Annotated in this window: 18 protein-coding genes and 2 pseudogenes; 15 read left to right on the top strand and 5 right to left on the bottom strand. The window is 70.7% G+C overall.

Annotated elements, in window-relative coordinates:
- Positions 1-20: 20 nt before the first annotated feature.
- Genes ACWD02_RS21570 through ACWD02_RS21580 form a run of 3 tightly spaced genes read right to left on the bottom strand, consistent with a single transcriptional unit; the run spans position 21 to position 2,939 of the window.
- Complete coding sequence (locus ACWD02_RS21570; protein ID WP_451213061.1) at positions 21-872, bottom strand: ABC transporter ATP-binding protein; 852 nt, start codon at positions 870-872, stop codon at positions 21-23.
- Between the two features lie 4 nt (positions 873-876).
- Positions 877-1,911: a FecCD family ABC transporter permease gene (locus ACWD02_RS21575; protein WP_451213064.1), complete on the bottom strand. Its 1,035-nt coding sequence runs from the start codon at positions 1,909-1,911 to the stop codon at positions 877-879.
- Positions 1,912-1,913: 2 nt separating this feature from the next.
- Entirely contained in the window at positions 1,914-2,939 is a 1,026-nt protein-coding gene (locus ACWD02_RS21580; protein WP_451213067.1) for a FecCD family ABC transporter permease, read from the bottom strand.
- Between the two features lie 216 nt (positions 2,940-3,155).
- Between ACWD02_RS21580 and ACWD02_RS21585 the strand changes: the two genes are divergently transcribed.
- The 4 genes from ACWD02_RS21585 to ACWD02_RS21600 all read left to right on the top strand — a co-directional run bounded on the left by ACWD02_RS21585 (position 3,156) and on the right by ACWD02_RS21600 (position 6,034).
- Positions 3,156-3,698 carry an FABP family protein gene (locus ACWD02_RS21585; protein ID WP_451213070.1) on the top strand — a complete coding sequence of 181 codons (543 nt, stop codon included), beginning with the start codon at positions 3,156-3,158 and terminating at the stop codon, positions 3,696-3,698.
- Positions 3,699-3,857: 159 nt separating this feature from the next.
- Entirely contained in the window at positions 3,858-4,373 is a 516-nt protein-coding gene (locus ACWD02_RS21590) for a lytic polysaccharide monooxygenase auxiliary activity family 9 protein (protein ID WP_451213073.1), read from the top strand.
- 96 nt (positions 4,374-4,469) lie between these two features.
- Complete coding sequence (locus ACWD02_RS21595; RefSeq protein ID WP_451213076.1) at positions 4,470-5,549, top strand: NAD(P)H-dependent amine dehydrogenase family protein; 1,080 nt, start codon at positions 4,470-4,472, stop codon at positions 5,547-5,549.
- A gap of 5 nt (positions 5,550-5,554) precedes the next feature.
- Positions 5,555-6,034, top strand: a complete 480-nt coding sequence (locus tag ACWD02_RS21600) for a carboxymuconolactone decarboxylase family protein (RefSeq protein WP_365816265.1) — start codon at positions 5,555-5,557, stop codon at positions 6,032-6,034.
- Positions 6,035-6,059: 25 nt separating this feature from the next.
- Here ACWD02_RS21600 and ACWD02_RS21605 read toward each other — a convergent pair whose 3' ends face one another.
- Together ACWD02_RS21605 and ACWD02_RS21610 are read right to left on the bottom strand one after the other, a co-directional pair.
- Positions 6,060-7,706 (bottom strand): GMC oxidoreductase, encoded by a 1,647-nt coding sequence (locus tag ACWD02_RS21605; protein ID WP_451213078.1) that lies wholly within the window; start codon positions 7,704-7,706, stop codon positions 6,060-6,062.
- 139 nt (positions 7,707-7,845) lie between these two features.
- Complete coding sequence (locus ACWD02_RS21610; RefSeq protein WP_451213081.1) at positions 7,846-8,775, bottom strand: polyphosphate kinase 2 family protein; 930 nt, start codon at positions 8,773-8,775, stop codon at positions 7,846-7,848.
- A gap of 128 nt (positions 8,776-8,903) precedes the next feature.
- On the opposite strand from ACWD02_RS21610, the gene ACWD02_RS21615 reads away from it, so the two are divergent.
- The 11 genes and pseudogenes from ACWD02_RS21615 to ACWD02_RS21665 all read left to right on the top strand — a co-directional run bounded on the left by ACWD02_RS21615 (position 8,904) and on the right by ACWD02_RS21665 (position 22,135).
- On the top strand, positions 8,904-9,572 hold the full coding sequence (locus ACWD02_RS21615; RefSeq protein ID WP_451213084.1) for a helix-turn-helix domain-containing protein: 669 nt from the start codon (positions 8,904-8,906) through the stop codon (positions 9,570-9,572).
- Complete coding sequence (locus ACWD02_RS21620) at positions 9,569-10,837, top strand: MFS transporter (protein WP_451213087.1); 1,269 nt, start codon at positions 9,569-9,571, stop codon at positions 10,835-10,837. The genes ACWD02_RS21615 and ACWD02_RS21620 overlap by 4 nt, the downstream gene beginning before the upstream one ends.
- Before the next feature lie 72 nt (positions 10,838-10,909).
- Positions 10,910-11,341, top strand: coding sequence for an effector-associated constant component EACC1 (locus ACWD02_RS21625; protein ID WP_451213090.1), 432 nt, complete (start codon positions 10,910-10,912; stop codon positions 11,339-11,341).
- Positions 11,342-11,343: 2 nt separating this feature from the next.
- A pseudogene (locus tag ACWD02_RS21630) lies at positions 11,344-12,018 on the top strand (caspase family protein); the annotation flags it as partial.
- A gap of 840 nt (positions 12,019-12,858) precedes the next feature.
- Positions 12,859-13,059, top strand: a pseudogene (locus ACWD02_RS21635) (hypothetical protein); the annotation flags it as partial.
- 118 nt (positions 13,060-13,177) lie between these two features.
- Positions 13,178-14,485, top strand: coding sequence for an ABC transporter substrate-binding protein (locus ACWD02_RS21640; RefSeq protein WP_451213093.1), 1,308 nt, complete (start codon positions 13,178-13,180; stop codon positions 14,483-14,485).
- Complete coding sequence (locus ACWD02_RS21645) at positions 14,482-15,465, top strand: carbohydrate ABC transporter permease (protein ID WP_451213096.1); 984 nt, start codon at positions 14,482-14,484, stop codon at positions 15,463-15,465. The genes ACWD02_RS21640 and ACWD02_RS21645 overlap by 4 nt, the downstream gene beginning before the upstream one ends.
- 11 nt (positions 15,466-15,476) lie before the next feature.
- Positions 15,477-16,289 (top strand): carbohydrate ABC transporter permease, encoded by an 813-nt coding sequence (locus ACWD02_RS21650; RefSeq protein ID WP_451213099.1) that lies wholly within the window; start codon positions 15,477-15,479, stop codon positions 16,287-16,289.
- A gap of 40 nt (positions 16,290-16,329) precedes the next feature.
- The gene (locus ACWD02_RS21655) at positions 16,330-19,515 is read left to right on the top strand and encodes a glycoside hydrolase family 38 N-terminal domain-containing protein (protein WP_451213102.1); all 3,186 of its coding nucleotides are present in this window, start codon (positions 16,330-16,332) and stop codon (positions 19,513-19,515) included.
- Positions 19,516-19,559: 44 nt separating this feature from the next.
- Positions 19,560-21,278, top strand: coding sequence for a class I mannose-6-phosphate isomerase (locus ACWD02_RS21660; RefSeq protein WP_451213105.1), 1,719 nt, complete (start codon positions 19,560-19,562; stop codon positions 21,276-21,278).
- Complete coding sequence (locus tag ACWD02_RS21665; RefSeq protein ID WP_451213108.1) at positions 21,275-22,135, top strand: ROK family protein; 861 nt, start codon at positions 21,275-21,277, stop codon at positions 22,133-22,135. Before ACWD02_RS21660 ends, ACWD02_RS21665 begins: the two co-directional genes overlap by 4 nt.
- The last annotated feature ends 6 nt before the right edge of the window (positions 22,136-22,141 follow it).

The following is a 22,141-nucleotide window of genomic DNA, read 5'->3' on the forward strand; positions in this document are numbered from 1 at the left end:
AAAATCTAGGTGAGGCTACCCTAAGTCGCTTCTCCGTGGTGACGTCCCATGGGAATGACCAGCGGGGTCCCGCTGACCGGGTCCGGCGTGATGCGGCACCGCAGGGAGAAGACGTCCCGGACGAGATCGGCGGTGATCACCTCGGCCGGTGTGCCCTCGGCCGCGATCCGCCCCGCCTTCATGGCGACGACATGGTCGGCGTACCGGCAGGCCTGATTGAGGTCGTGCAGGACCATCACGACGGTGCGGTGCTCGCGGCGGTTGAGATCCGTGATCAGGTCGAGCACGTCGATCTGGTGCGCCAGGTCGAGATAGGTCGTCGGCTCGTCGAGGAGCAGTACGGGGGTGCCCTGGGCGACCGCCATGGCGATCCAGGCGCGTTGGCGCTGCCCGCCGGAGAGCTCGTCGACGGGACGGTCCGCGAGGTCGGTCATGCCGGTCGCGGCCAGCGCCTCGTGCACGGCCCGTTCGTCGGACTTGGACCACTGCCGCCACCAGGTCTGGTGCGGTGAGCGCCCGCGATTGACCAGGTCGATGACGGTCAGGCCCTCCGGGGCGACCGGGCTCTGGGGCAGGATGCCGAGCCGCTGGGCCAGCTCGCGGCTCGGTATGGAGTGCAGCGCGCGGCCGTCCAGGTGGACGCTGCCCTCGCGGGGCGCGAGCAGCCGGGCCAGGGCGCGCAGGAGGGTCGACTTGCCGCAGGCGTTGGCGCCGACGATGGCCGTGATGCGGCCCGGCGGGACCGAGAGGTCGAGTCCGTCCACGACAACGCGGCTGCCGTAGGCCAGGCGCAGGCCGTCGGCCCGCAGGTCCACGTCGGCGGCCTCGACGGGGCCGGGACCGGGGTCGGTCGACAGGGAGTCAGCCGACATGGGATCAACCTCCAGAGCCCGCGCGGTTCGCGCGGACGAGCAGCCAGAGCAGGATCGGCGCGCCGAGCACGCCGGTGACGATGCCGACCGGCAGTTCCGTGCCGGTGACGAGGGTGCGGGCCAGGAGATCGCTGCCGAGGACGACCACGGCCCCGGTCAGGCCCGAGGCGAGCGCGGGTGGCCACGCGGTGCGGGCGAGGCGTTGGGTGATCTGCGGTGCGGCGAGCGCGACGAAGGCCACGGGCCCGGCGGATGCGGTGGCGAAGGCGACGAGGCCGACCCCGGCGAGCAGGACGGCGAGGCGCACCGGCTGCACCCGCGTGCCGAGCCCGGTGGCCACATCGTCGCCGAGCTGCAGGGTGCGCAGCAGCCGTCCAAGGAGCAGCGCCGTCGGCAACAGCACCGCGAGGGCGACAGCGAGCGGCCCGACCTGGCCCCACGTACGCCCGTTGAGATTGCCGACCAGCCAGCCGAGGGCGGCCTGCGCCTGGAACCGCCCGCCCTTGGCCACGAGATAGTCGGTGGCGCTGGTGCAGATCCAGGCCACCCCGATGCCGACCAGGATGATGCGGTAGCCGGTGGCACCGCGTCGCCAGGCCAGGGCGTACACGACGAGCGCCGTGGTCAGCGCGCCGAGCAGGCCGAGCGCCTGGGTGCCGAGTCCGCCGTCCCAGCCGAGGACGATCCCCGCGACGACGGCGGTGCCCGCGCCCTGGGTCAGGCCGATCATGTCGGGGCTGGCCAGCGGATTGCGGGTCATGGTCTGGAACAGCGCCCCGGAGACCCCGAGGGCGACACCGGCGAGCAGTCCCACCAGGGCGCGGGGCAGCCGCAGTTCCTGGACGACCAGTACGGTGCCGGGGTCGCCGGAGCCGGCCAGGGCACGCACGACATCGGTGAGGGCGATGGGGTAGTCGCCCATCGACAGGCCCCAGCAGAACAGCAGAAACGCGGTGACGGCGAGCACCGCCCCCAGCGCCACCAGCCGGGGGCGGAAGATCCCGGAGACCGGCGGCACCGTCAGCCGGAAGGTGCTCATGCTCATACCTCCGACAGATGGCGCCGGCGGACCATGGCGATGAAGAACGGGCCGCCGATGAAGGCGACGATGACGCCTGCCTGGATCTCGGTGGGCCGCGCGACGATTCGCCCGACGATGTCGGCGGCGAGCAGCAGGCACGGGGCGAGGACCGCCGACAGTGGCAGCAGCCACCGGTGGTCGGGGCCGATGCCCGCCAACTGGGCCAGAACGCGGGCTATATGAGGAACGATCAGGCCGATGAAGACGACCGGGCCGATCATGGCGACCGCCGCACCGGTCAGGAGCGTGACCGCGGCGACTCCCTGGAGCCGGACGAGGCCGAGCCGCCGCCCGAGCGAGGCCGCCACGTCGTCGCCCAGGGCCAGGCTGTTGAGCGCCGGTGCGCACGCCAGGGCGAGGACCGTGCCCACGGCGATGAAGGGCAGGATCCGCAGGACCGTCGCCCCGTCCTGGTCGGCCATCGAACCGGCCGAGAAGAAGCGGTAGCGGTCCAGGGCGTCGGGGTCGGTGAGCGCGATCGCGCTGGTGAGGGAGGAGAGCAGCGAGGTCACCGCGACGCCGGAGAGGGCCAGTTTGACCGGTGTCAGACCGGAGCGGCCCAGCCTGCCGAGGGCGTAGACCAGGACGCTCGCCGCGAGCGCCCCCGCGAAGGCGAACCAGACGTACCCGTTGAACGAGCCGATCCCGAGCACCCCGACGGCGAGCACGATGGCGAAGGAGGCGCCGGCGCTGACGCCGAGAATGCCCGGGTCCGCGAGCGGATTGCGGGTCAGGGCCTGCATGAGCGCCCCGGAGATGCCGAGGGCGGCGCCCGCCGCGAGGCCGAGCGTGGTGCGCGGCACCCGCGCCGACCAGACGATGTTCTCCACGAGCCGGCTCGGCGCGTGACCGAAGAGGGCGCGTACGACCTGATCCGGGGCGACGGCGGCCGCGCCGACGGCGAGCGACAGCACGCAGAGCACGGCGAGGACGGTGCAGAGCAGAGCCACGAGAAGGGCCGGGCGGACTTTTCTGCTCTCCGTCACCTTACGGTCTCCAACAGCCAACTCCCCTGGAAGCGGCGGGACTTGGGCGTAATGCGGGACGCTTTTCGCGCCGAAGCCGGGCCGGTCGATTAGGTTACCCTAACTTTTCGGCCACCGGTGGCGAGGGTTCCTGCCGCTGCCGCCGCCTTCCGCTCCAGGGCTCCGCGGACCCCTAGGCTTCTCCTGGCATCGGCCCCCGACCTTGGAGCGCACACCGTGTTCGACCCCGCACCGGAGCACCCGTACCCCGACGGTCACCGGCCGGACGAGGCGCCGACGCCGCACGCGCTGCTCGCGCCGGTGCTCGGCCTGCTGGGTACCTGGCACGGCCGGGGCCAGGGCGAATACCCGACCCTGGAGGCGGACTTCACGTACGCCCAGGAAGTCACCTTCAGCCACGACGGCCGCCCCTTCCTCCGCTACGAGGCACGGGCCTGGCTCCTGGACGCGGACGGCGCACCGCTGCGGCCGTCCGCACGGGAGAGCGGCTGGTGGCGGCTGCAGCCCGACGGCCGGGTGGAGGCGCTGACCACCCAGCCCACCGGCATCGCGGAGATCGCGGTGGGCCGGGCGGCCGGAGACACGATCGACCTCTCCACCGGCGAGGTGGCCCGCACCCCCACCGCCAAGGAGGTCAAGGCCACCCGCCGCCGCTACACGCTGACCGGAGACGGTGAACTCACCTTCGTCCACGACCTCGAAGCGGTCGGGCAGCCGCTCCAGCACCACCTCTCGGCACGCCTTCGCCGCACGGCGTAGACCGCGCAACTCCTGTCGCACGTACCTGGCGCGAAAGGGGCCTTGACCGAGGACTGCCGAAGTCTATGGTCTGGACTAATCGGCCCTCACGAACATCTGGCCCCAGCACGCCCCAGCACTTCACGCACACCCCCACCTCAGCGCCGTGAAGGAGTACGCATGCACAGGAAGCGGAAGATCGCCGCCATGATCGGTGCGGGCCTCGCACCGGTCCTCGCCCTCACCCTGCCGACCGGTTCGGTTAGTGCGCACGGATACGTCAACGCACCGGCCAGCCGGCAGGCGCAGTGCGCCGCCGGAACGGTCGCGTGCGGTGAGATCAAGTGGGAACCGCAGAGCGTCGAAGGACCCAAGGGCCTGCGCAGCTGCAGCGGCGGCAACGCACGGTTCGCGGAACTCGACAACGACAGCAAGGGGTGGCGGGTCAGCGACGTCAGCCGGACGCAGACCTTCACCTGGACCTTCACCGCACGCCACCGCACCGCGAACTACGAGTACTTCGTCGACGGCAGGAAGGTCGCCACCATCGACGGCGGCAACCAGCAGCCCCCCACCACCGTCTCGCACCAGGTCAACCTCGGCAGCGCCACCGGCAGGCACAAGGTGCTCGCGGTCTGGAACATAGGCGACACCTCGAACGCCTTCTACGCGTGCATCGACGTCAACATCCGCTAGGGCCCCCGCACTTGCTCCTCAGGGCGAGTGCTCTCGTTGGAAATTTCTCCGGTCATGGCCCTATGAAGTGATACGCCCGCTGGCTACCCTCCGCGCATGATTTCCACGGTTGTCTGGGGTACCGGAAATGTCGGCCGAGCGGCCATACGTGCCGTGGAGGCCCACCCGGCGCTGAAGCTCACGGCCGTGCTCGTCCACAGTCCCGACAAGGTCGGCCGCGACGCGGCCGACCTCGCCGGTCTCCAGGGGCAGTTGGGCGTCACGGCGACCGATGACATCGACGCGGTCCTCGCGGCGTCGCCCCGGGCCGTGGTGTACGCGGCCTCCGGCGACATCCGCCCCGACGAGGCCCTGGACGACGTCGGCCGGGCGATCCGGGCCGGTGCCGTCGTCGTCACCCCCGCGCTGTACGCGCTCTACGACCAGCGCAACGCCCCGCCCGAGCTGCGGGATCCGCTCCTCGCCGCCGTCGCGGACGGCGGCGGCTCCCTCTTCGTGTCCGGCGTCGACCCCGGCTGGGGCAACGACATACTGCCGCTGCTGATCAGCGGACTCGGCAGCACCGTCGACGCGATCCGCTGCCAGGAGATCTTCGACTACTCCACGTACGACCAGGAGGATTCCGTACGCCACCTGATCGGCATGGGGCATCCGATGGACTACCAGCCCCTGATGCTCGCCGAGACCATCCCGACGATGGTGTGGGGCGGGCAGATCCGGCTGATGGCCAGGGCGCTCGGCGTCGAACTCGACGACATCCGCGAGACGTTGGAGCGACGCGCGCTCGCCACCTCGGTGAGCACCAGGACGATGGGTGACTTCGAGGCGGGCACCCAGGGCGCCGTGCGCTTCGAGGTGCAGGGCATCGTCGGGGGCGAGCCCCGCATCGTCATCGAGCACGTCACCCGCATCCACCCGTCCTGCGCACCGGACTGGCCCACACCGCCCGACGGCGCCGGGGCGCACCGCGTGATCATCGAGGGCCGCCCGCGCATCGAGGTGACGGTGGAGGCCACCGACGAGGGGGAGAACCGGTCGGCGGGCGGCAACGCCACCGCGGTCGGCCGGCTGGTGGGCGCCATCGACTGGCTCGTGGACATGGACCCCGGACTGTACGACGCGCTCGACGTCCCGCTGCGCCCCGCGACCGGCAAGCTCGGAAGGAGCAAGCAATGAGCTCGATGCACATAGACATCCCCGAGGGGCAGGAGCCGATCGGGTACGTGTGGGGTGAGATGGTCCCCGGGATCGGCATGGCCGCGGCGAACTTCTCGCTGTCGGTGTACGAGCACACGACGCTGGGGCTGCGGGAGTTCGAGGCCGCGCGGCTGCGCGTCGCGCAGATCAACGGGTGCCTGTTCTGCCTCGACTGGCGCACCGAACGCGAGGGCGAGAAGGTCGAGGAGGAGTTCGCCGAAGCGGTCACCCAGTGGCGCACCACCGACGCCTTCGACGACCGGACACGCCTGGCCGCCGAGTACGCCGAGCGGTACGCCCTGGATCACCATGGCCTCGACGAGGAGTTCTGGAAGCGGATGACCGCGCACTACAGCCAGCGCGAGATCGTGGAGCTGAGCATGAGCATCGGTTCCTGGCTGGCCTTCGGCCGCCTCAATCACGTGCTCGGTCTGGACGCGGTCTGCGTACTCCCCGGCCACTGAGGGAAGTTGCTACACACCCACGGTGCTACACATCAGTGGCGATGATCTTCTCGATGTTACGTTCGGCGAGCGCCGTGATGGTGACGAACGGATTGACGCTCGTGTTGCCGGGGATCAGCGCCCCGTCGATGACGTAAAGGCCCGAATAGCCGTGCAGACGGCCGTAGTTGTCGGTGGCCTTGTTCAGGACGGCGCCGCCGAGCGGGTGGTAGGTCAGATGGTCGCCCCAGATCTTGTACGTGCCGAACAGATCGGTGCGGTAGATCGTCCCCTCCTTTGAGTTGATCTTGTCGAAGATGGTCTTGGCCGCGTCGATGGACGGCTGCTTCCAGGCCGTCTGCCAGTTCAGCTCCACCTTGCCCGCCGCCGCGTTCCACGAGAAGGCGGCACGGTTCGGGTTCTTGGTGATGGAGAGGTAGAACGAGGCGTAGGTCTCGATGCCGGTGGGCAGCGGCGCGACCTCGGCGAAGGCGCCACCGGCCGCCCAGTTGTCGATGCCGGCCGTGGGGATGGACGACTGGACCTTGCCGGTCGGGTCCCACATGTGGTTGGCGCGGCCGCACATGACGTTGCCGTTGTCGCCCCAGCCCTTGCCGATCTCTGCGTTCAGCAGTGGCAGCGCGCCGGTGGCCTTCAGTCTGACAAGCAGTTTGCTGGTGCCGACACTGCCTGCCGCGAAGAACACCTTCTGCGCGGTGACGGTCTTGGTGGCGGTGGCGTTGCCGCTGGTGTCGAGCTGCTCGATGACGACGGTGTAGCCGCCGCCGGACGCGGGCTTGACCGTGGTGACCTTGTGCAGCGGGGAGATGCTGACCTTTCCGGTCGCGGTGGCCCTGGCGATGTAGGTCTTCTGGAGTGACTTCTTGCCGTAGTTGTTGCCATAGAGGATCTCACCGGCGACCGCCGACTTGGGGACTGTTCCGGCCGCCTCCTGCTTCATGTAGTCCCAGTCATAGACACCGGGCACGAAGACGAACGGGAAGCCGGAACGCTGGGCGTGCTTACGGCCGACCCGGGAGTACTGGTAGCAGTCGACGCTGTCGAACCAGGCGGGGTCGATGGTGCTGACGCCGAGACCGGCGTTGGCGCGCGGGTAGTAGGTGGAGTACATCTCGTCGGCGTTGACCGAGGGCAGGACGGCGCCGAAGTTCTCGCGCTTGGGCGTGACGGCCATGCCGCCGTTGACCAGGGAGCCGCCGCCGACTCCGCGGCCCTGGTAGACGAGGATCCCGCCCATGTCCTCGGCGTCGAGGATTCCGGTGTAGCGGGGGATGGTCTTGTCGATGGGGAAACCGAGGAAGTTGCTCAGGGGCTGCTTGGTCTTGGTGCGCAGCCAGTAGGAACGGCCGTCGGGTGAGGTCGTGTGGGCGAAGATCTTGCCGTCGGAGCCGGGGGTGTCCCAGGCCATGCCCATCTCGACCATGTGCACGTCGACGCCTGCCTGGGCGAGGCGCAGGGCGGCGACGGAGCCGCCGTACCCGGTGCCGATGATCAGTACGGGGACGCGGGCTCCGTCGCCAATGGGTCCGGCCGCGGCTGCGGCGGCGTACGCGTGGGTCGCGGGGGCGAGCGTCGCGAGGGATGCGACACCCAGAATAGAACTGGTTCCAGCTATGAATCTTCGGCGTGAAACGCCTCCGGAACCGTCAGAACGCATGGTGGTGCCACTCATGTGACGTTCCTCACTCTCGTAGGAATGGGAACGAGTTCTACTGCTAGTGGCTTGCTAAGTCACTGCATACCTAGAAGTAACTTCTGCCCGATCTTGTCGGAGTGATCTTTAATGTCCGATCTTGTGCCCGCGTGGCGCCCTATGCGGCACCTTGGCCCGCGAGCAGCTCGCGCGCTGCGGCGACGTCGAAGTCCGCCTTCGGGTACTGCGGATCGAGCGCGGCCAGATGCTCGAGGAGCAGCCCGCTGATCGCCCAGTTGCGGTACCACTTGCGGTCCGCCGGGATGAGATACCAGGGGGCGTCCGCCGTGGAGCAGCGCTCGAGCGCGATCTCGTACGCCTCCTGGTAGGCGGGCCACACGGCGCGCTCCTCGATGTCGCCCGGGCTGAACTTCCAGTGCTTGTCCGGGTTGTCGAGGCGTTCGAGCAGGCGGCGGCGCTGCTGCTCGTACGAGATGTGCAGGAAGCACTTGATGACGGTGACGCCGTCGTCGACGAGGCTCTGCTCGAAGTCGTTGATCCTGCCGTAGCGGCGGCCGAGGTCGCTGGGCGGGACCAGTTCGCGTACGCGGGCGATCAGGACGTCCTCGTACTGCGAGCGGTCGAAGATGCCGATCTCGCCGGGCACGGGAAGCGCCTGCGTGATGCGCCAGAGGAAGGGGTGGCTCAACTCCTCGGGCGTGGGCGCCTTGAAGGCGTGGATGCGGCAGCCGGAGGGGTTGAACTGCCCGATGACGTGCTTGACGGTGCCGCCCTTGCCGCTGGTGTCCATGCCTTGCAGGATCAGCAGCACGCGGCGGCGGTCGCCCGCGGTGCTTGCCGCGTAGAGCCGCTCCTGCAGGTCGGCGAGCCGTTCGCCCATCCGGGCGGTGGCCAGGAGGCCGGCGGCCTTGTCCACCGGCCCGCCGGGAGTCGCGTCGGCGGCGTACGAGGTGAGGCTGACGCGCTCGCCTTCGGGGATGCGAAGGAGTTCACGGAGCGGCGGGGCGGAGCCCGTCCCGGCCTTCTTGCCCCCTTGCTTCTTCTTGTCCTTCGGGTCCTTCTTCGCGTCCTTCTTGCTCTTGGCCACGGGGCGGTCCCTTCCTCCGGTGTCCCTCGATGGTGGGTCAGGGGGCGGGTGCCCGCCAGTGGGATCGGGGCTCCCGTAAAGCCCGTGAGAGCCTTGTAAAGGATTCTTTCTAAAGATACCTTTACATCATGGAGGAGACCCCTGAGACCCCGGACGATCAAGAGAACCCCAGGCCGACCGAGCGCAGCATTCACCTCACCGACCCCCGTGCCCTGCGGGCCTACGCCCACCCCACGCGCATGGCCCTGGTCGGACTGCTGCGGCGGAGCGGACCGTTCACGGCCACCCGCGCCGCCGAGCTGACCGGCGAGTCCGTGGCCAGTTGCTCGTACCACCTGCGGATACTCGCGAAGTACGGGCTGGTCGACGAGGCACCCGGCGGCCGGGGGCGCGAGAAGCCCTGGCAGGCGACCGCGCGGTTCACCGACTGGCCCGGCTACAGCGAGGACCCGTCCGTCGCCGAGGCGTCGGACGCGCTGAGCGCGGCGGTCGCCCGGCGGTACTTCGAGCGGGCCGTCCGGGCGATGGAGCAACGCCACCTGCTGCCGCGCGCCTGGCGCGAGGCGGAGCAGTTCAGCGACTCCCTCCTCCACCTCACCCCCGAGGAACTCACCGGCCTGAACGAGCGCGTCGAGGCGCTGCTGCGGCCCTACGAGGACCGCGAGCGCGACCCTGACCTGCGCCCCGAGGACGCGCGCCCGATCAGCCTGGTGCGGCTCGCCTTCGTCGACCGGGAGATCCCGGAGGAAGTCCCGGGCGCCGATGCGGCGGGTGACGGCACCGAGGCCGGCGGGTGAGGGTACGGGAGCGCATACCCGAGCTGCTGCGGGAGCGGACCTTCCGGCGTTACTGGACCGGGCAGACCGTCTCGCTCATCGGCGGCGAGATCTCGCTGATCGCCATCCCGCTCGCCGCCGTGCTCGTCCTGGGCGCCGACGCCGCGGAGATGGGCTGGCTCAAGACCGTCGAGCTGCTGCCCGCGCTCCTGCTCAACCTGCCCCTCGGCGCGTGGGCCGACCGGCAGGCCCGGCGGCGGCGCGCCATGATCGTCGCCGATGTGGCCCGCGCGGCGCTGCTCGTGACGCTCCCGGTCGCGTATCTGCTCGACGTCCTCACCCTCGGGCAGCTCTATGTGACGGCGTTCGCGGTCGGTGCGCTGACCGTGCTCTTCGACGCCTGCAACAACACCCTGTTCGTGGCGCTCGTACCGAAGGAGCGCTATGTGCAGGCCAACTCGCTCGTCAGCGGCGCCCGTTCGATGTCCTGGCTGGCCGGACCCGGAGCCGGTGGGCTCCTCGTACAGTTCCTCACCGCTCCCTTCGCGCTGCTCGCCGACGCCTTCACCTATCTCGTCTCGGCCCACTTCCTCGCCCGTATCGACCCAGTGGAGCCCGTGCCCGAGCCCGTCGGCAAGGGGCACTTCACTGCGGGCCTGCGGTGGGTGGTCAAGGAACCGTCGATGCGGGCGCTGTTCGCGTGGTCCGGGACCATCCAGTTCTTCAACTACATGTTCCACACGCTCTTCGTGCTGTACGTGACGGTCGAGCTCGGCCTGGGTGCGGGCGTACTCGGCGCGGTCCTGAGCGCAGGTGCCGTCGGCGGCTTGATCGGCGCCGTGTGCAGCGGCGGGGTCGTGCGGCGCATCGGCATCGGCCCCTCGATCCTCTGCGGCTCCGTGGTGTTCACCCTGCCCCTGCTGCTCGTGCCGCTCGCCGACGGCCCGCTGCCGCTGGTCCTCGCCATGCTCTTCGCTGCCGAATTCCTCAGTTGCGTCGGTGTGATGGTCATCGACATCGCCGCCGCGTCACTCCAGATGGTGCTGATCCCGCAGGCCATCCGCTCCCGGGTGATGGGCGCCTTCCGCACCCTGAACCACGGCTTCCGCCCGCTGGGCGCGCTGACCGCGGGCGTACTGGGCACGGCCATCGGCCTGCGCCCCACGCTGTGGATCGGCACGGCCGGAGCGGTCCTCGCGGTCCTGTGGCTCCTGCCGTCGCCCGTACCGGGCACCCGGGAGCTGCCCGAGCCCGCCGAGGACGCCGTGCGGGTCCCGGGCCCGTGAAAGCCCGGTGCTCGCTCGGGCCGAGCCCTACGATGAACAGCGCGGACCACATCGGGGGGAAGGAACCGGGGCGTGGAGGTCAACCTCACGTTCGGCGAAGACGGGGAAGCCGGAGCGGCAGCCGACGGCGCGGACGCGCGGGCCCAGGGCGTCGAGTCCACGGCGGCAGTGCTCTCGCTGTACCGCTGGCTCATGGCGGAGCCCGAACTGCGCGGCCGGGCAAGGGTGTCCACCGGGGCACGACACGTGGCGCCGGGGAGCATGGGCGACGGCCTGGACCTGGTCAATGTCGTCCTCGCCAACAGCATCGCCCTGGGCGGCCTGGTCACCGCCGTCGCGGCCTGGCGGGGCTCGCGGCCGCGTCCGCCGCAGGTGCGGCTCGAACGGGACGGCGTCGTCATCACCTTGCAGGACAGCTCACCGGAGACCGTCGAACAGGTCCTGCGGCTCTGGAACGAGGGCGCAGACCCCGCACCCGCCCCGGCGGACGGAGCTGACGAGTAACCGTGGCGCTGCTCTCGGAACCGGCCCGCTCCGAGGCCGTACTGGTCGGTGTCCACGACTACACGAGCCTGGATGACCTGCCCTCGGTCGCCCGCAACCTGCGGGGGCTGCGGGACGTTCTCACCGATCCTACCGTGTGGGGTCTTTCCGACGACGCGTGCACCGTGCTGCCCCAGCCGAGCAGCGCCGGGCAGGTCCTCGACGTGGTCCGGGAGCGGGCGCACCGTGCCCTGGACACCTTGCTCGTCTACTACGCCGGGCACGGTCTGATGGACCCCCACACCGAGGAGCTTTACCTGGCCCTGCCCGACTCGGACGGCGAACGCGAGTACACCTGGCTGCGGTACGAGTACCTGCGCAGGGCCGTGCTCGACCCGCGGGCCCGCGCCCGCAGCACGGTCCTGATCCTCGACTGCTGTTACAGCGGGCGGGCCCTGGTCGGCAAGATGAGCGCGAGCGCGCACCTCGCGGACCAGGCCGTGGTCGACGGGACGTGCGTGCTCGCGTCCTGCGCGGAGACCCGCCCCGCGCTGTCCCCGCCCGGCGAGACGTACACCGCGTTCACCGGCGAACTGCTCACCACCCTCACCGAGGGGGTCGTGGGGAAGCCCGATCCGCTGGACATGGACACCCTCTACCGGGATGTGCGCCGCGCCCTGACCAGCAAGTCCCGCCCCGTGCCGCAGCAGCGCAACCGCAACCTCGGCGGCGACATCGCCATCGCCCGCAACCGGGCGGCGGCCCGTGGGGCCGTCCCCCGGCCGGAGCGGCAGCGGATGGACCTCCTGCAGCGGGAGGCCGAGGAGCGGCTCAAGCGAATCGAGCAGCGTGCCGAGCAAATGCGCCTGGAGAGCGAGGAGTTGCGTCAGGAGGCGGAGCGCCGCGCCCGCGAGACGGTCGAGACCGCGCAACGCCTCGCGTCGGCCGTGGCGGCCGTGCCCGACCCCGACTTCCAACCGTTCTGGTACGCGGTGCCTGACGCGCGTCCGCTGATGAGCGAGGACGGATCGTTGCAGCCGGTGGCGGAGCTCGCACCGGGCGTCTGGCATCTGGCGGCGTTCCAGCGCGGAACGGCGTACGTCACCATCACCCAGCAGGGCCTGCGGGGCTTCCTGCTCGACACGTCGGGCATCGAGCGGGGGATCAGCGAGCAGCCCGACGCGCGGGCCGTGCAGTCGGGCTCCCCGCACGGCGGCAGCGACCCGGCGTCGAGACGGCGTACCGAGCGGACCGTGCGCGAGGCCCGGAGACTGGCCGACGCGGTGAGCGCCTCGCCCGATCCGGACTTCAGGCCGTTCTGGTTCGCGGTGCCGGTCGCGCGTCCGCTGATGAGCGTGGAGGGTGACTTCGAAGAGGTGGCTGTGCTGCAACCTGGTGCGTGGTACCTGGCGGGCGAGCAGCGGGGCGAGGCACTTCTCGCGGAATCCCAGGACGGTTTGCGCGGGTTCCTGCTCGACACGTCGGGCATCCAGCGGGGGATCAGTGGGGAAATCGGCGGGGTGGGCACCGCGTTCGATGCTGACTTCGAGCCGTTCTGGTTCGCGGTGCCGGTCGCGCGTCCGCTGATGAGCGCGGACGGCGCCTCCGAAGTGGTGGGCGAGCTGATCCCCGGCATCTGGTACCTGGCGATCGGGCAGCGGGGTGACGCGCTCCTCGCGCTGGACCAGGAAAGCAGGCGGGGGTTCTTGTACAACACGACGGGCATCCAGCGCGGCTGACCGGAACCCGTGCCGAGGCGCTGCGCGAACCATTGACATCCCACCCCGGCGCAGAGAAGCTCCAAAACGCCCGTGTTAACGCTAACACCGGGCCGACACACACCTGGGGGAGCCGCCCGTGTCAGGTAGTCGTCACCTCCTTCATCCGGCGTCGGGTGCTCCGCTCGACCGCCGTGCCCTCCTGGCCGCGGCCGCCGCCGGAGCGCTCGCCACGGCCTGCGGAACCGCTGGCGGGCAGCCTCCCGGGAAGGTCGCCGTGCTCGGGGACAGCGCCGCGTGGGAGAAGCCGATGGCCGCCGCGGGGGCGGCGATGAAGGCGACGGCGGGGCTGCGGCTGGTCCCCGAGGTCAATCCGTCCCTGGAGTCGTTCGAGCAGGTCGTCAAGTCATCGCTGCGCACCAGCAAGACGCCGGACATGCTCAAGTACTGGTCGGGCTACCGGCTCCAGGACCTCGCCCGCACCGGCGGCATCGTCGACCTGACCCGGCAGTGGGACAGCGCCGTCGGCAGAGGCTGGGCCGACGCATCCTTACGGGAGGCGTTCACCTACCGGGGGCGGGTCTACGGCCTGCCGATGAACCTCGCGTACTGGGTGTTCTTCCACAACATCGAGGTGTTCGAGGAGCACGACCTCCAGGTCCCCGAGACCTGGGCCGACTTCCTTACCACCTGCGAGCGGCTCAAGAAGAGCGGGATCACCCCGCTGCACGGCTCGGCGGCCGACCGCTGGCCCTCCTTCATCTGGTTCCAGGAGGTACTCAGCCGCCAGGACCCGCAGTTCTACGAGGACTTGATGAACGGCCGCGAGCGCTACACCGACCCGCGTGCCGAACGCGCCCTGCGCACCCTGGAGTCCTTCTTCGACAAGGACTGGTTCACCTCCATGGACATGAGCCACGCCGACGCCGCCGCTGCCGTGGTGCACGGCAAGGTCGGGATGGTGCCCTGCGGCACCTGGCTCGGCTCGACCCTCGTGGGCGCGGGCGCGAAGCCCGGCAAGAACCTCGGCGCCTTCGTGCTGCCCATGGCGGACCCGAGGGCCCGGCCCTGCGTCATCTTCGAGTCCAGCGCCCTCGTCTCCACGGTCAAGGGACCGGACAGGAAGGAGGCGTTGAAGGCGGCCGGCAACTGGCTGCGGCCCGAGGTCATGAAGGCCTTCTCGCACAGCCTCCAGGACGGCTGCCCCAACCCGGCGGTCGAACCCCCGAACCCGGTGATCGCCGGCCTCGCGAGGAAGGTGCGCGGCGACAAGCTCCGGCTGCTCAACCGGTTCTGGGAGCAGGGCCCGCCCGAACTGGTCGAGGCGACCGTCGACGACCTCGCCGGGTTCCTGCTGAACCCCTCGTCGGCCCGCAGCACGCTGCGCACCATGCAGGACCGCGCGGACGAGGCCTGGCAGGTATGGCGGGAGGCGGAGGAGACATGACCGAGACCGTCACCCCCGCCCCGCACACCGCGAAGCCCGCACGCTCACGCCGCCGCGTCCCCACCCGCAGCCCGCACCGGGCCGCCCGCGGCAACGGCAGGCTCGGCGGTCCGTTCGCCGCACTGCCCTGGGCCCTGCCCGCCTTCGCCTTCGTCGGCGTACTCCTCGTCTACCCCTTCTTCCGCAGCGTCTACGACAGCTTCTTCGAGGACAACGGCTTCACGAGCAGCTTCGTCGGGCTCGACAACTACGCACGGCTCGCCGACGACCCGATCTTCGGCCGCTCGCTGCTCAACACCCTGATGTGGGTGGCCGGGACCCTGCTCCTGCCCGTCCTGGCGGGACTGCTCATCGCCGTCGCCACGCACCGAACGCGCTTCGGCACACTCGCCCAGTTGGTGATCGTGCTGCCGTACGCCATCTCCGCCGCCGCCACGGCCGTCCTGTGGAACTTCATGCTGACGTCCGACGGGGCGGTCAACCAGGTGCTGCGCGGGATCGGTCTCGACTCGTGGGCGCAGACCTGGCTCCTGGAATGGCCGCACAACACGCTCTCGATGATCGTCGCCAGTACGTGGCAGGCCACCGGGCTCAATGTCGTCCTCTTCGCCATCGGCCTGCGGGCCATCCCCCAAGACACCGTCGAGGCAGCCCAGTTGGACGGCGCGAGCGGCTGGCGGATGTTCCGGTACGTCACTCTGCCCCAGCTGCGGGCCGTCACGGTCGTCGTGGTCGGGATGGCCGTCGTGAACAGCCTCAAGGCGTTCGACATGATCTGGATCCTCACCAAGGGCGGCCCCTCCCGCTCCTCCGAGACGCTCGCCCTGAGCATGTACCGCGAGGCGTTCCGCCTCTTCCACATCGGCTACGGCTCGGCCATCGCGCTCGTCCTCTCGGTGATCGTCGTCGCCTCCTCCTGGATGTACCTGCGCCGCCAGATGCCCGAGGCCGAATCGCGCGCCGCCACCGCCAAGGCCTGAGGAGGCTCCTCATGGGTCGCACCGTGCGCCAACTCTTCGTCGCGGGATGCGTGCTGCTCTGGCTGATCCCGCTGTATCTCCTCGTCGTCAACGCGCTGACGCCCGCGACCGAGTACACGGGCAAGCCCGAGTGGACCGTCCAGGGCTTCGACCTCGGCGAGAACGTCAGAACGGCCTGGGACGTGGCGGGCATCGGCGACAGCTTCCAGGCCTCGATGCTCTACGCGGTGGTGTGCGGCCTGGCCGCGGTGCTGGTCGCGGCCATGGCCGCGTTCGCCGTCGTCGTCCTGCCCATCCCCAGGCCCGCCTTCTGGTTCTGGTTGATCTACTCCGGCACGCTCTTCCCGCTGCAGATGTTCCTGGCACCGCTCTTCGGTCTGTACGCGGACGCCAACCTGTACGACACGCGGCTCGGACTCATGCTGGTCTACTCCGCGTGGGCCGTGCCCTTCGCCTTCTTCCTGATCCGCAATCAGATGACCACGATGCCGCCCGAGTTGACCGAGGCGGCGCTCATCGACGGCGCGTCCTTCCGGCGGATCTTCTGGCGCATCCACCTGCCCCTGATGAAGGCCGGACTCGGCGCGGCCTTCATCTTCCAGTTCACGGCCGTCTGGAACGACCTGCTCCTGGGCATCACGCTCAGCCGCAGCCCGGACGTCCAGCCCGTCATGGCGGCCCTGGCCACCCTCAACAACGCCTACGCCTCGACGGGACCGCCCGTCATCCTGGCGGGCGCGCTGATCGTCTCCGTGCCCACGCTCCTCCTCTTCCTGGTGTTCCGCGGCCTGTTCCTGCGCGGCGTCACCGCATCCGCCCGCTGAGCCCCGTCCACCGACCGTCGCCCCACCGGGAGAGAACCGCATGACGACACGCGCCCTCGTCCGCACCACCGACTGGGACAACGACCGGATACGCGACAGCCTGCGCTCCTGCGTCGTCACCGCGGAGGGCAGCCTCGGCGGCAGCGCCCTGCGGCTGACCGAAGAGCCACTGCTGCGCGAGGCGGCGGACGGCGAGGGCCTGACGCAGTCACTGCGGATCGAGGCGGTCAACGGGGCTCCACTGCCGGCGGAGTTCATCGTCCGGACCGAGTCCGGGACCGCTCTGCCCGTCGAACGGATCACCGGCCCCGGCGGCTCCGTACGCCTCATGGTGCCCGCCGTCGACACCGAGACCCGCCTCACGGTCGGTCTGCCGGACACCGCCGACGAGGGGATCGACGTACGGCTCACCCCGCAGCGGCGGTGGACCCTGCACCTGATCCACCACTCCCACCTCGACATCGGCTACACCGACCCCCAGGGGCACGTCCTCGCCGAGCACCTCTCCTTCCTCGACTCCTGCCTGGAGCTGACCCGGGCCACCGACGACTGGCCCGCCGAGTCCCGCTTCCGGTGGTGCGTCGAGTCCCTGTGGTCGTTCCGGCAGTGGGCGGACGCCCGCCCCGCCGAACAGGTCGAGGAGTTCGTACGGCGGGTGCGCGAGGGCCGCATCGAGCTGACCGCACTGCCGTTCAACCTGCACACCGAGACCTGCTCCACCGACGAACTGCACGAACTGCTCCGGCTCGCCCACGACATGCGCGAGCGGCACGGCGTCACGTTCACCTCCGCCATGCAGACCGATGTGCCGGGCGCGGTCGTCGGTCTCGTCGACGCGCTGTCCGCCGCCGGGGTCAGGTACCTCTCCGTGGCGCACAACTGGGCCGGGCGCTCCGTTCCCCATCTGGTCGGCGGGGAGAAGCTGCCGCGCCTGTTCCGGTGGCGCGCGCCCAGCGGCAACAGCGTCCTGGTCTGGGTCACCGACACCCCGCACGGCCTCGCCTACATGGAAGGCCCGCTGCTCGGCTTCGACACCGACTACACGGACGTCGACGACCTGCTGCCCGCCTATCTGACCTCCCTTGCCACCAACCCGTACCCCTACCGCGGCGGCATCTTCGGCTGGGCCATGGACCAGACCGAGATCAAGCGCGAGCCCTACCCCTGGGACGTTCTCCACCTGCGCGTCCAGGGCAAGTTCGGCGACAACGCGCCGCCACGCCGCATCATCGCCGACACCGTCCGCCGCTGGAACGAGACCTGGGCCTTCCCCCGGCTGCGGCTCTCCCGCAACGAGGACTTCTTCACCGACGCCGAGGCCAGGCTCGGCGACGCCATCCAGACCTTCGAGGGTGACTGGACCGACTGGTGGGTCGACGGAGTCGGCTCAGGCGCGCGGCCGCTGTCCCTGGCCCGCACCGCCCAGTCCGTGGTCGCCGACGCCCAGACCATCGGCACGTTCGCGGGACTCCTCGGCGCCACGGGGGCGGAGGAAGACAGTGCGGACGCGTCCGGGGTCTACGAGGCGGTGTCGCTCTTCGACGAGCACACCTGGGGCGCCGGCGACCCGTGGACCCACGGCGACGAGGGCGGCCACTCCGGTGAGCACCAGTGGCACTGGAAGTACGGGCAGGCGATGCGCGCCCACGACGACGGGAACGCGCTGCTCGGCAGGGCGAGCGCCAGGCTCGGGCAGCGCCTCGCGGTGTCACCGGGCGCGGCAGCCACGTACCACGTGATCAACACCTGCTCATGGCCGCGCACGGACGTCGTGCGGATCTTCCTGCCGGAGAGCAGCGTGCCGCTCGCACTGGCGGTGGCCGTGCACGACGCCCGCAGCGGACGCCGGATCGTCCACGAGGAGGAGGCGCAGACCAACGACGACCACCGGGACGCCGGACGCTTCCTGGTGGTGCGCGTGAACGACGTGCCGCCCGCGGGATCGGTACGCCTGGACATCACCGCCGACGCGGCACGAACCGGCGAGCGCGCGGAAGCCACGGTGGTGAAGGCCGCCACCGGCTGGAACCCCACCGGCGGCACCGAACGCGAGCACCCGGCGGAGACCGCGGCCGCCGCGCACGCCCGCCCCGAACCGACCCTCCTGGAGAACGAACACCTCGCAGTCCGCGTGGACCTGGCCCACGCCTGCGTCGCCTCCGTCATCGACAAGGCGACCGGCCGCGAACTGGTCCGGCAGGGCGCGACCGTCGGCTTCAACGGCTACATCCACGACAGCTACACCACCGCCGGGGCCTTCAACCACAACTCAAGCCGCACCACGGCCTCCGACCGCCTCGAACACCTCGGCAACCGCGCCGTCGCCCCGCCCGCCGCGCTCATCGCCCGCCGCTCCACCGCGATGGCCGAGTCGATCACGTACGAGACACGTCCGGCCGGAGCCAACCGGCTGCGCACCACCCTCACCCTGCCCGTGGGCGTGCCACGCCTGGACATCGAGAACCGCCTCGACAAGGACGCGACGCAGGGCAAGGAGAGCGCCTACTTCGCGTTCCCCTTCGCCTTCGAAGAGCCCGTCGTGCGCATGGAGGCCTCCGGCGGTCTGACGGGCAACACCCTTCCCGTGGTGCCGGGTTCGGCCCTCCACATGCGGGCCGTGCGCCGCTGGGTGACGCTCGCCGACGAAGGGCTCGCGGTGGCCTGGTCCACGCAGGACGCGCCGCTCGTGCAGTTCGGCAACATCGCCCTGCCGTACGCGCCCTTCCCCAAGACCATGGGGCACGACGAACCGGCCACCGTCTTCTCCTGGATCCACAACAACCTGTGGGACACCAACTTCCCCAGTGCGCAGGGCTTCGAGTTCACCTTCCGCTACAGCCTGGCCTGCGCCGCGAGCGCCGACGGGCTCGGCCCCCGCACGGCCGCGGCCTGGAGCCACCCGCTGCGAGGCGTGCGGGCCAGAGGAGCGGCGGCCGACCGGGAGGAGGGCGGCGGGCAGCCGTCGCTCGCCTTCGTCGGCCTCGGGGACGCGCGGGTCCGCCTGGTCGGCTGCACGGTCCCGTACGCCGGCAAGGTCCTGCTGCGGCTGCAGTCCTTCGCGGAGGAACCGGTGGCCTGCCCGGTACGGCTGCACTTCCCGGTCGTGGCCGCGCACAGCGCCAGTTACCTGGGCGCGCCGAACGGTGAACTGACCCTCACCAAGGGCGTGTTGACCGTCGATGTGCCGACTCTCGGCACGACCGCGGTGCTGCTGACGCGTCCCTGAATCCCCCCTGTCCCGACGAAGAACCCCCGCACGAAGGAGCATGCGTGTACCGGCTCGACCCGCGTTATCCCCCGGCACCGGGGACCGTACTGACCGTCGGCTGGGAGGCCGTGGCCGCACAACTCCCCTCCGAGCCAACGATCGTGGCCGTCGAAGGGCCACCCGCCGCCGACTGGGAGAACCTCGCGGCGCGGCTCACCGCCGCATGCCCCCTGCCCGTACGCACCCTCGACATCCGCACGCGCTACGCGCCCCCGGCCGAGGTGTGCCGCCGCACCATGAGCGCACCGGACGCCGACGACCCTTACTACTGCAAGCTCGCCGAGAACCCCCTCACCGACCTGTTCGACGAACTCCCGCAGGACGACGGCGACCCGGAGGGCCTGCTGCTCGTGTACGGGCCAGGTGCCTCGCTGGTCCTGCACGACGTGCTCTGGTACGCCGACCTGCCCAAGCGGTACGCGGAGTCCGCGGTGGCGGCCGGGGAGGGGAGCAACCTCGGACTGCACGGCGAGCGTGCCGAGTTGAAGCGGCTCTTCTTCGTGGACTGGCCGATGCTGGACCGCCACCGTGACGCGCTCGCCGGGCAGCTGGACGGCTGGCTGGACGTGCAGGACCCCGGGCGACCCGTGTTCGTCGACGGGGAGGGGCTGCGGGCCAGCTACGCGGAGCTCGCGCGGCGCCCCGTGCGCACCAGGCCGTTCTTCAACTCGACTCCCTGGGGCGGGCATTGGGGGCAGCGTGCGCTCGGCTTCAACCCCGGCGCACGCAACACCGCACTCGGCTACGAACTCATCGCCCCGGAGGCGGGCATCCTCATCGGGGACGGTCCCGAAGCGCAGGCGGAGGTCCCCTTCCAGCTGCTGTGCGTCCTGCACCCCGATGAGGTGCTCGGGCCGGAGGCGCACGCCCGCTTCGGCACGTCCTTCCCGATCCGCTTCGACTATCTGGACACCGTGGGCGGCGGCAACCTGTCGGTGCACTGCCACCCCAAGGAGCCGTACATGCGGGAGCGGTTCGGCTGGCACTACACCCAGCACGAGACGTACTACATGACGCTCGGCAGCACGGACACCCGCGTCTTTCTCGGCCTGCGCGAGGACGCCGACATCGGCCTCCTCCGCAAGGAGATCGAGGAAGCGGCGCACGACGGGGTGCCGATGGACCCCGCGGACCACGTCATGACGTTCCCCGCGGAACAGGGCAGGCTCTTCATGATCCCGGCAGGCACCCCGCACGCCAGTGGCGCCGGAAACCTCGTCCTGGAGATCAGCGCGACCCCCTACCTCTACAGCTTGCGCTTCTACGACTGGCTGCGCCCGGACGCCGACGGCAACCCTCGCCCCCTGCCCTACGAACACGGCCTGACCAACCTGGAGACCCGGCGGCGCGGCGACGCCGTGACACGCGATCTCGTGCCGGAGCCGTACGTCCTGCGGCGCGGGGACGGCTGGCGCGAGGAGCTGCTCGGTGCCCTGGACGAGATGTTCTACGAGGTGCGGCGCTACACGCTCGACGCGGACGCCGTCGCCGCGGACGACACGGCGGGACGGTTCCACGTCCTGAACGTGGTGGAGGGGCACGCGGTCACCGTGCTGACCTCGGCGGGCCGGCGGCACACCCTGGCGTACGCGGAGACGCTGACGGTACCCGCGGCAGTCGGCGGCTACCGCCTGGAGGCGCGGGACGGCCCGGCGAAGGTGGTGAAGGCACTCGTGCGGGACCGCCGGGCCGCGGGCGCCGCCGGCGCGGGGCACCCGTGAGAGCCGTCCTGGAGATCGGCGGCACCCATGTCACCGCCGCCTTGGTGGATTCCCTGCGCACGCGGGTGAGCCGCAGCGTCCGGCGACCGCTCGACGCGCGGGGCGACGCCGAGCACGTACTCGGCACGGTCGTGCGCTGTGCCGGGGACCTGGAGGTGCCCGCCGGGCAGGTGTGGGGCGCCGCCGTACCGGGACCCTTCGACCACGAGAAGGGGATCGCCCGCTTCGAAGGTGTGGGGAAGTTCGACGACCTGTACGGCATCGACGTGCGCTCGGTGCTGCTCGACGGCGTGTGGCCCAGGCCCGCTGACGTGGTGTTCCTCAACGACGCGCACGCGTTCGTGCTGGGGGAGTGGAGCGCGGGAGCCGTGGCCGGCCATCGGCGCTGCGTGGGGGTCACCCTGGGAACGGGGGTGGGGTCGGCGTTCCTCGTGGACGGCGTCCTGTGCGGGGAAGGGCCGGGGGTGCCGCCCGAGGGCCGCCTCGACCTGCTGCGCTGGTCCGGCGCACCGCTGGAGCACACCGTCTCGCGGCGCGCGATCCTTGCCCGCTACGGCGGCGAACGCGGCACCGACGTGCGGGACATCGCCGAGCGTGCGCGCGAGGGCGAACAGCGGGCCGCGCAGGTCCTTGACGAAGCCCTTGCCGCCCTGGGTACTGTCCTGGCCCCGTGCGTACGTGACTTCGGCGCCTCGGCGGTCGTCGTCGGCGGCTCCATGGCGCTGTCCTGGGACCTGCTCGGCCCGGCCCTGCGCACCGGCCTCGGGGATACTCCGGTGGTACCGCGCCCCGGCACGCTGGGCGCGGACGCGGCGCTGATCGGGGCGGCCGAGTATGTGGGGGCTGCCGGGAGGTGAGGCGAT

The organism is Streptomyces sp. NPDC002853 (genome assembly GCF_053591915.1).

Excerpts from the sequence above, each read along its gene's own strand:
- ACWD02_RS21570 (WP_451213061.1), bottom strand. The coding sequence starts at position 872 with ATGTCGGCTGACTCCCTGTCGACCGACCCCGGTCCCGGCCCCGTCGAG.
- ACWD02_RS21575 (WP_451213064.1), bottom strand. The coding sequence starts at position 1,911 with ATGAGCACCTTCCGGCTGACGGTGCCGCCGGTCTCCGGGATCTTCCGC.
- ACWD02_RS21590 (WP_451213073.1), top strand. The coding sequence starts at position 3,858 with ATGCACAGGAAGCGGAAGATCGCCGCCATGATCGGTGCGGGCCTCGCA.
- ACWD02_RS21595 (WP_451213076.1), top strand. The coding sequence starts at position 4,470 with ATGATTTCCACGGTTGTCTGGGGTACCGGAAATGTCGGCCGAGCGGCC.
- ACWD02_RS21600 (WP_365816265.1), top strand. The coding sequence starts at position 5,555 with ATGCACATAGACATCCCCGAGGGGCAGGAGCCGATCGGGTACGTGTGG.
- ACWD02_RS21605 (WP_451213078.1), bottom strand. The coding sequence starts at position 7,706 with ATGAGTGGCACCACCATGCGTTCTGACGGTTCCGGAGGCGTTTCACGC.
- ACWD02_RS21615 (WP_451213084.1), top strand. The coding sequence starts at position 8,904 with ATGGAGGAGACCCCTGAGACCCCGGACGATCAAGAGAACCCCAGGCCG.
- ACWD02_RS21645 (WP_451213096.1), top strand. The coding sequence starts at position 14,482 with ATGACCGAGACCGTCACCCCCGCCCCGCACACCGCGAAGCCCGCACGC.
- ACWD02_RS21650 (WP_451213099.1), top strand. The coding sequence starts at position 15,477 with ATGGGTCGCACCGTGCGCCAACTCTTCGTCGCGGGATGCGTGCTGCTC.
- ACWD02_RS21655 (WP_451213102.1), top strand. The coding sequence starts at position 16,330 with ATGACGACACGCGCCCTCGTCCGCACCACCGACTGGGACAACGACCGG.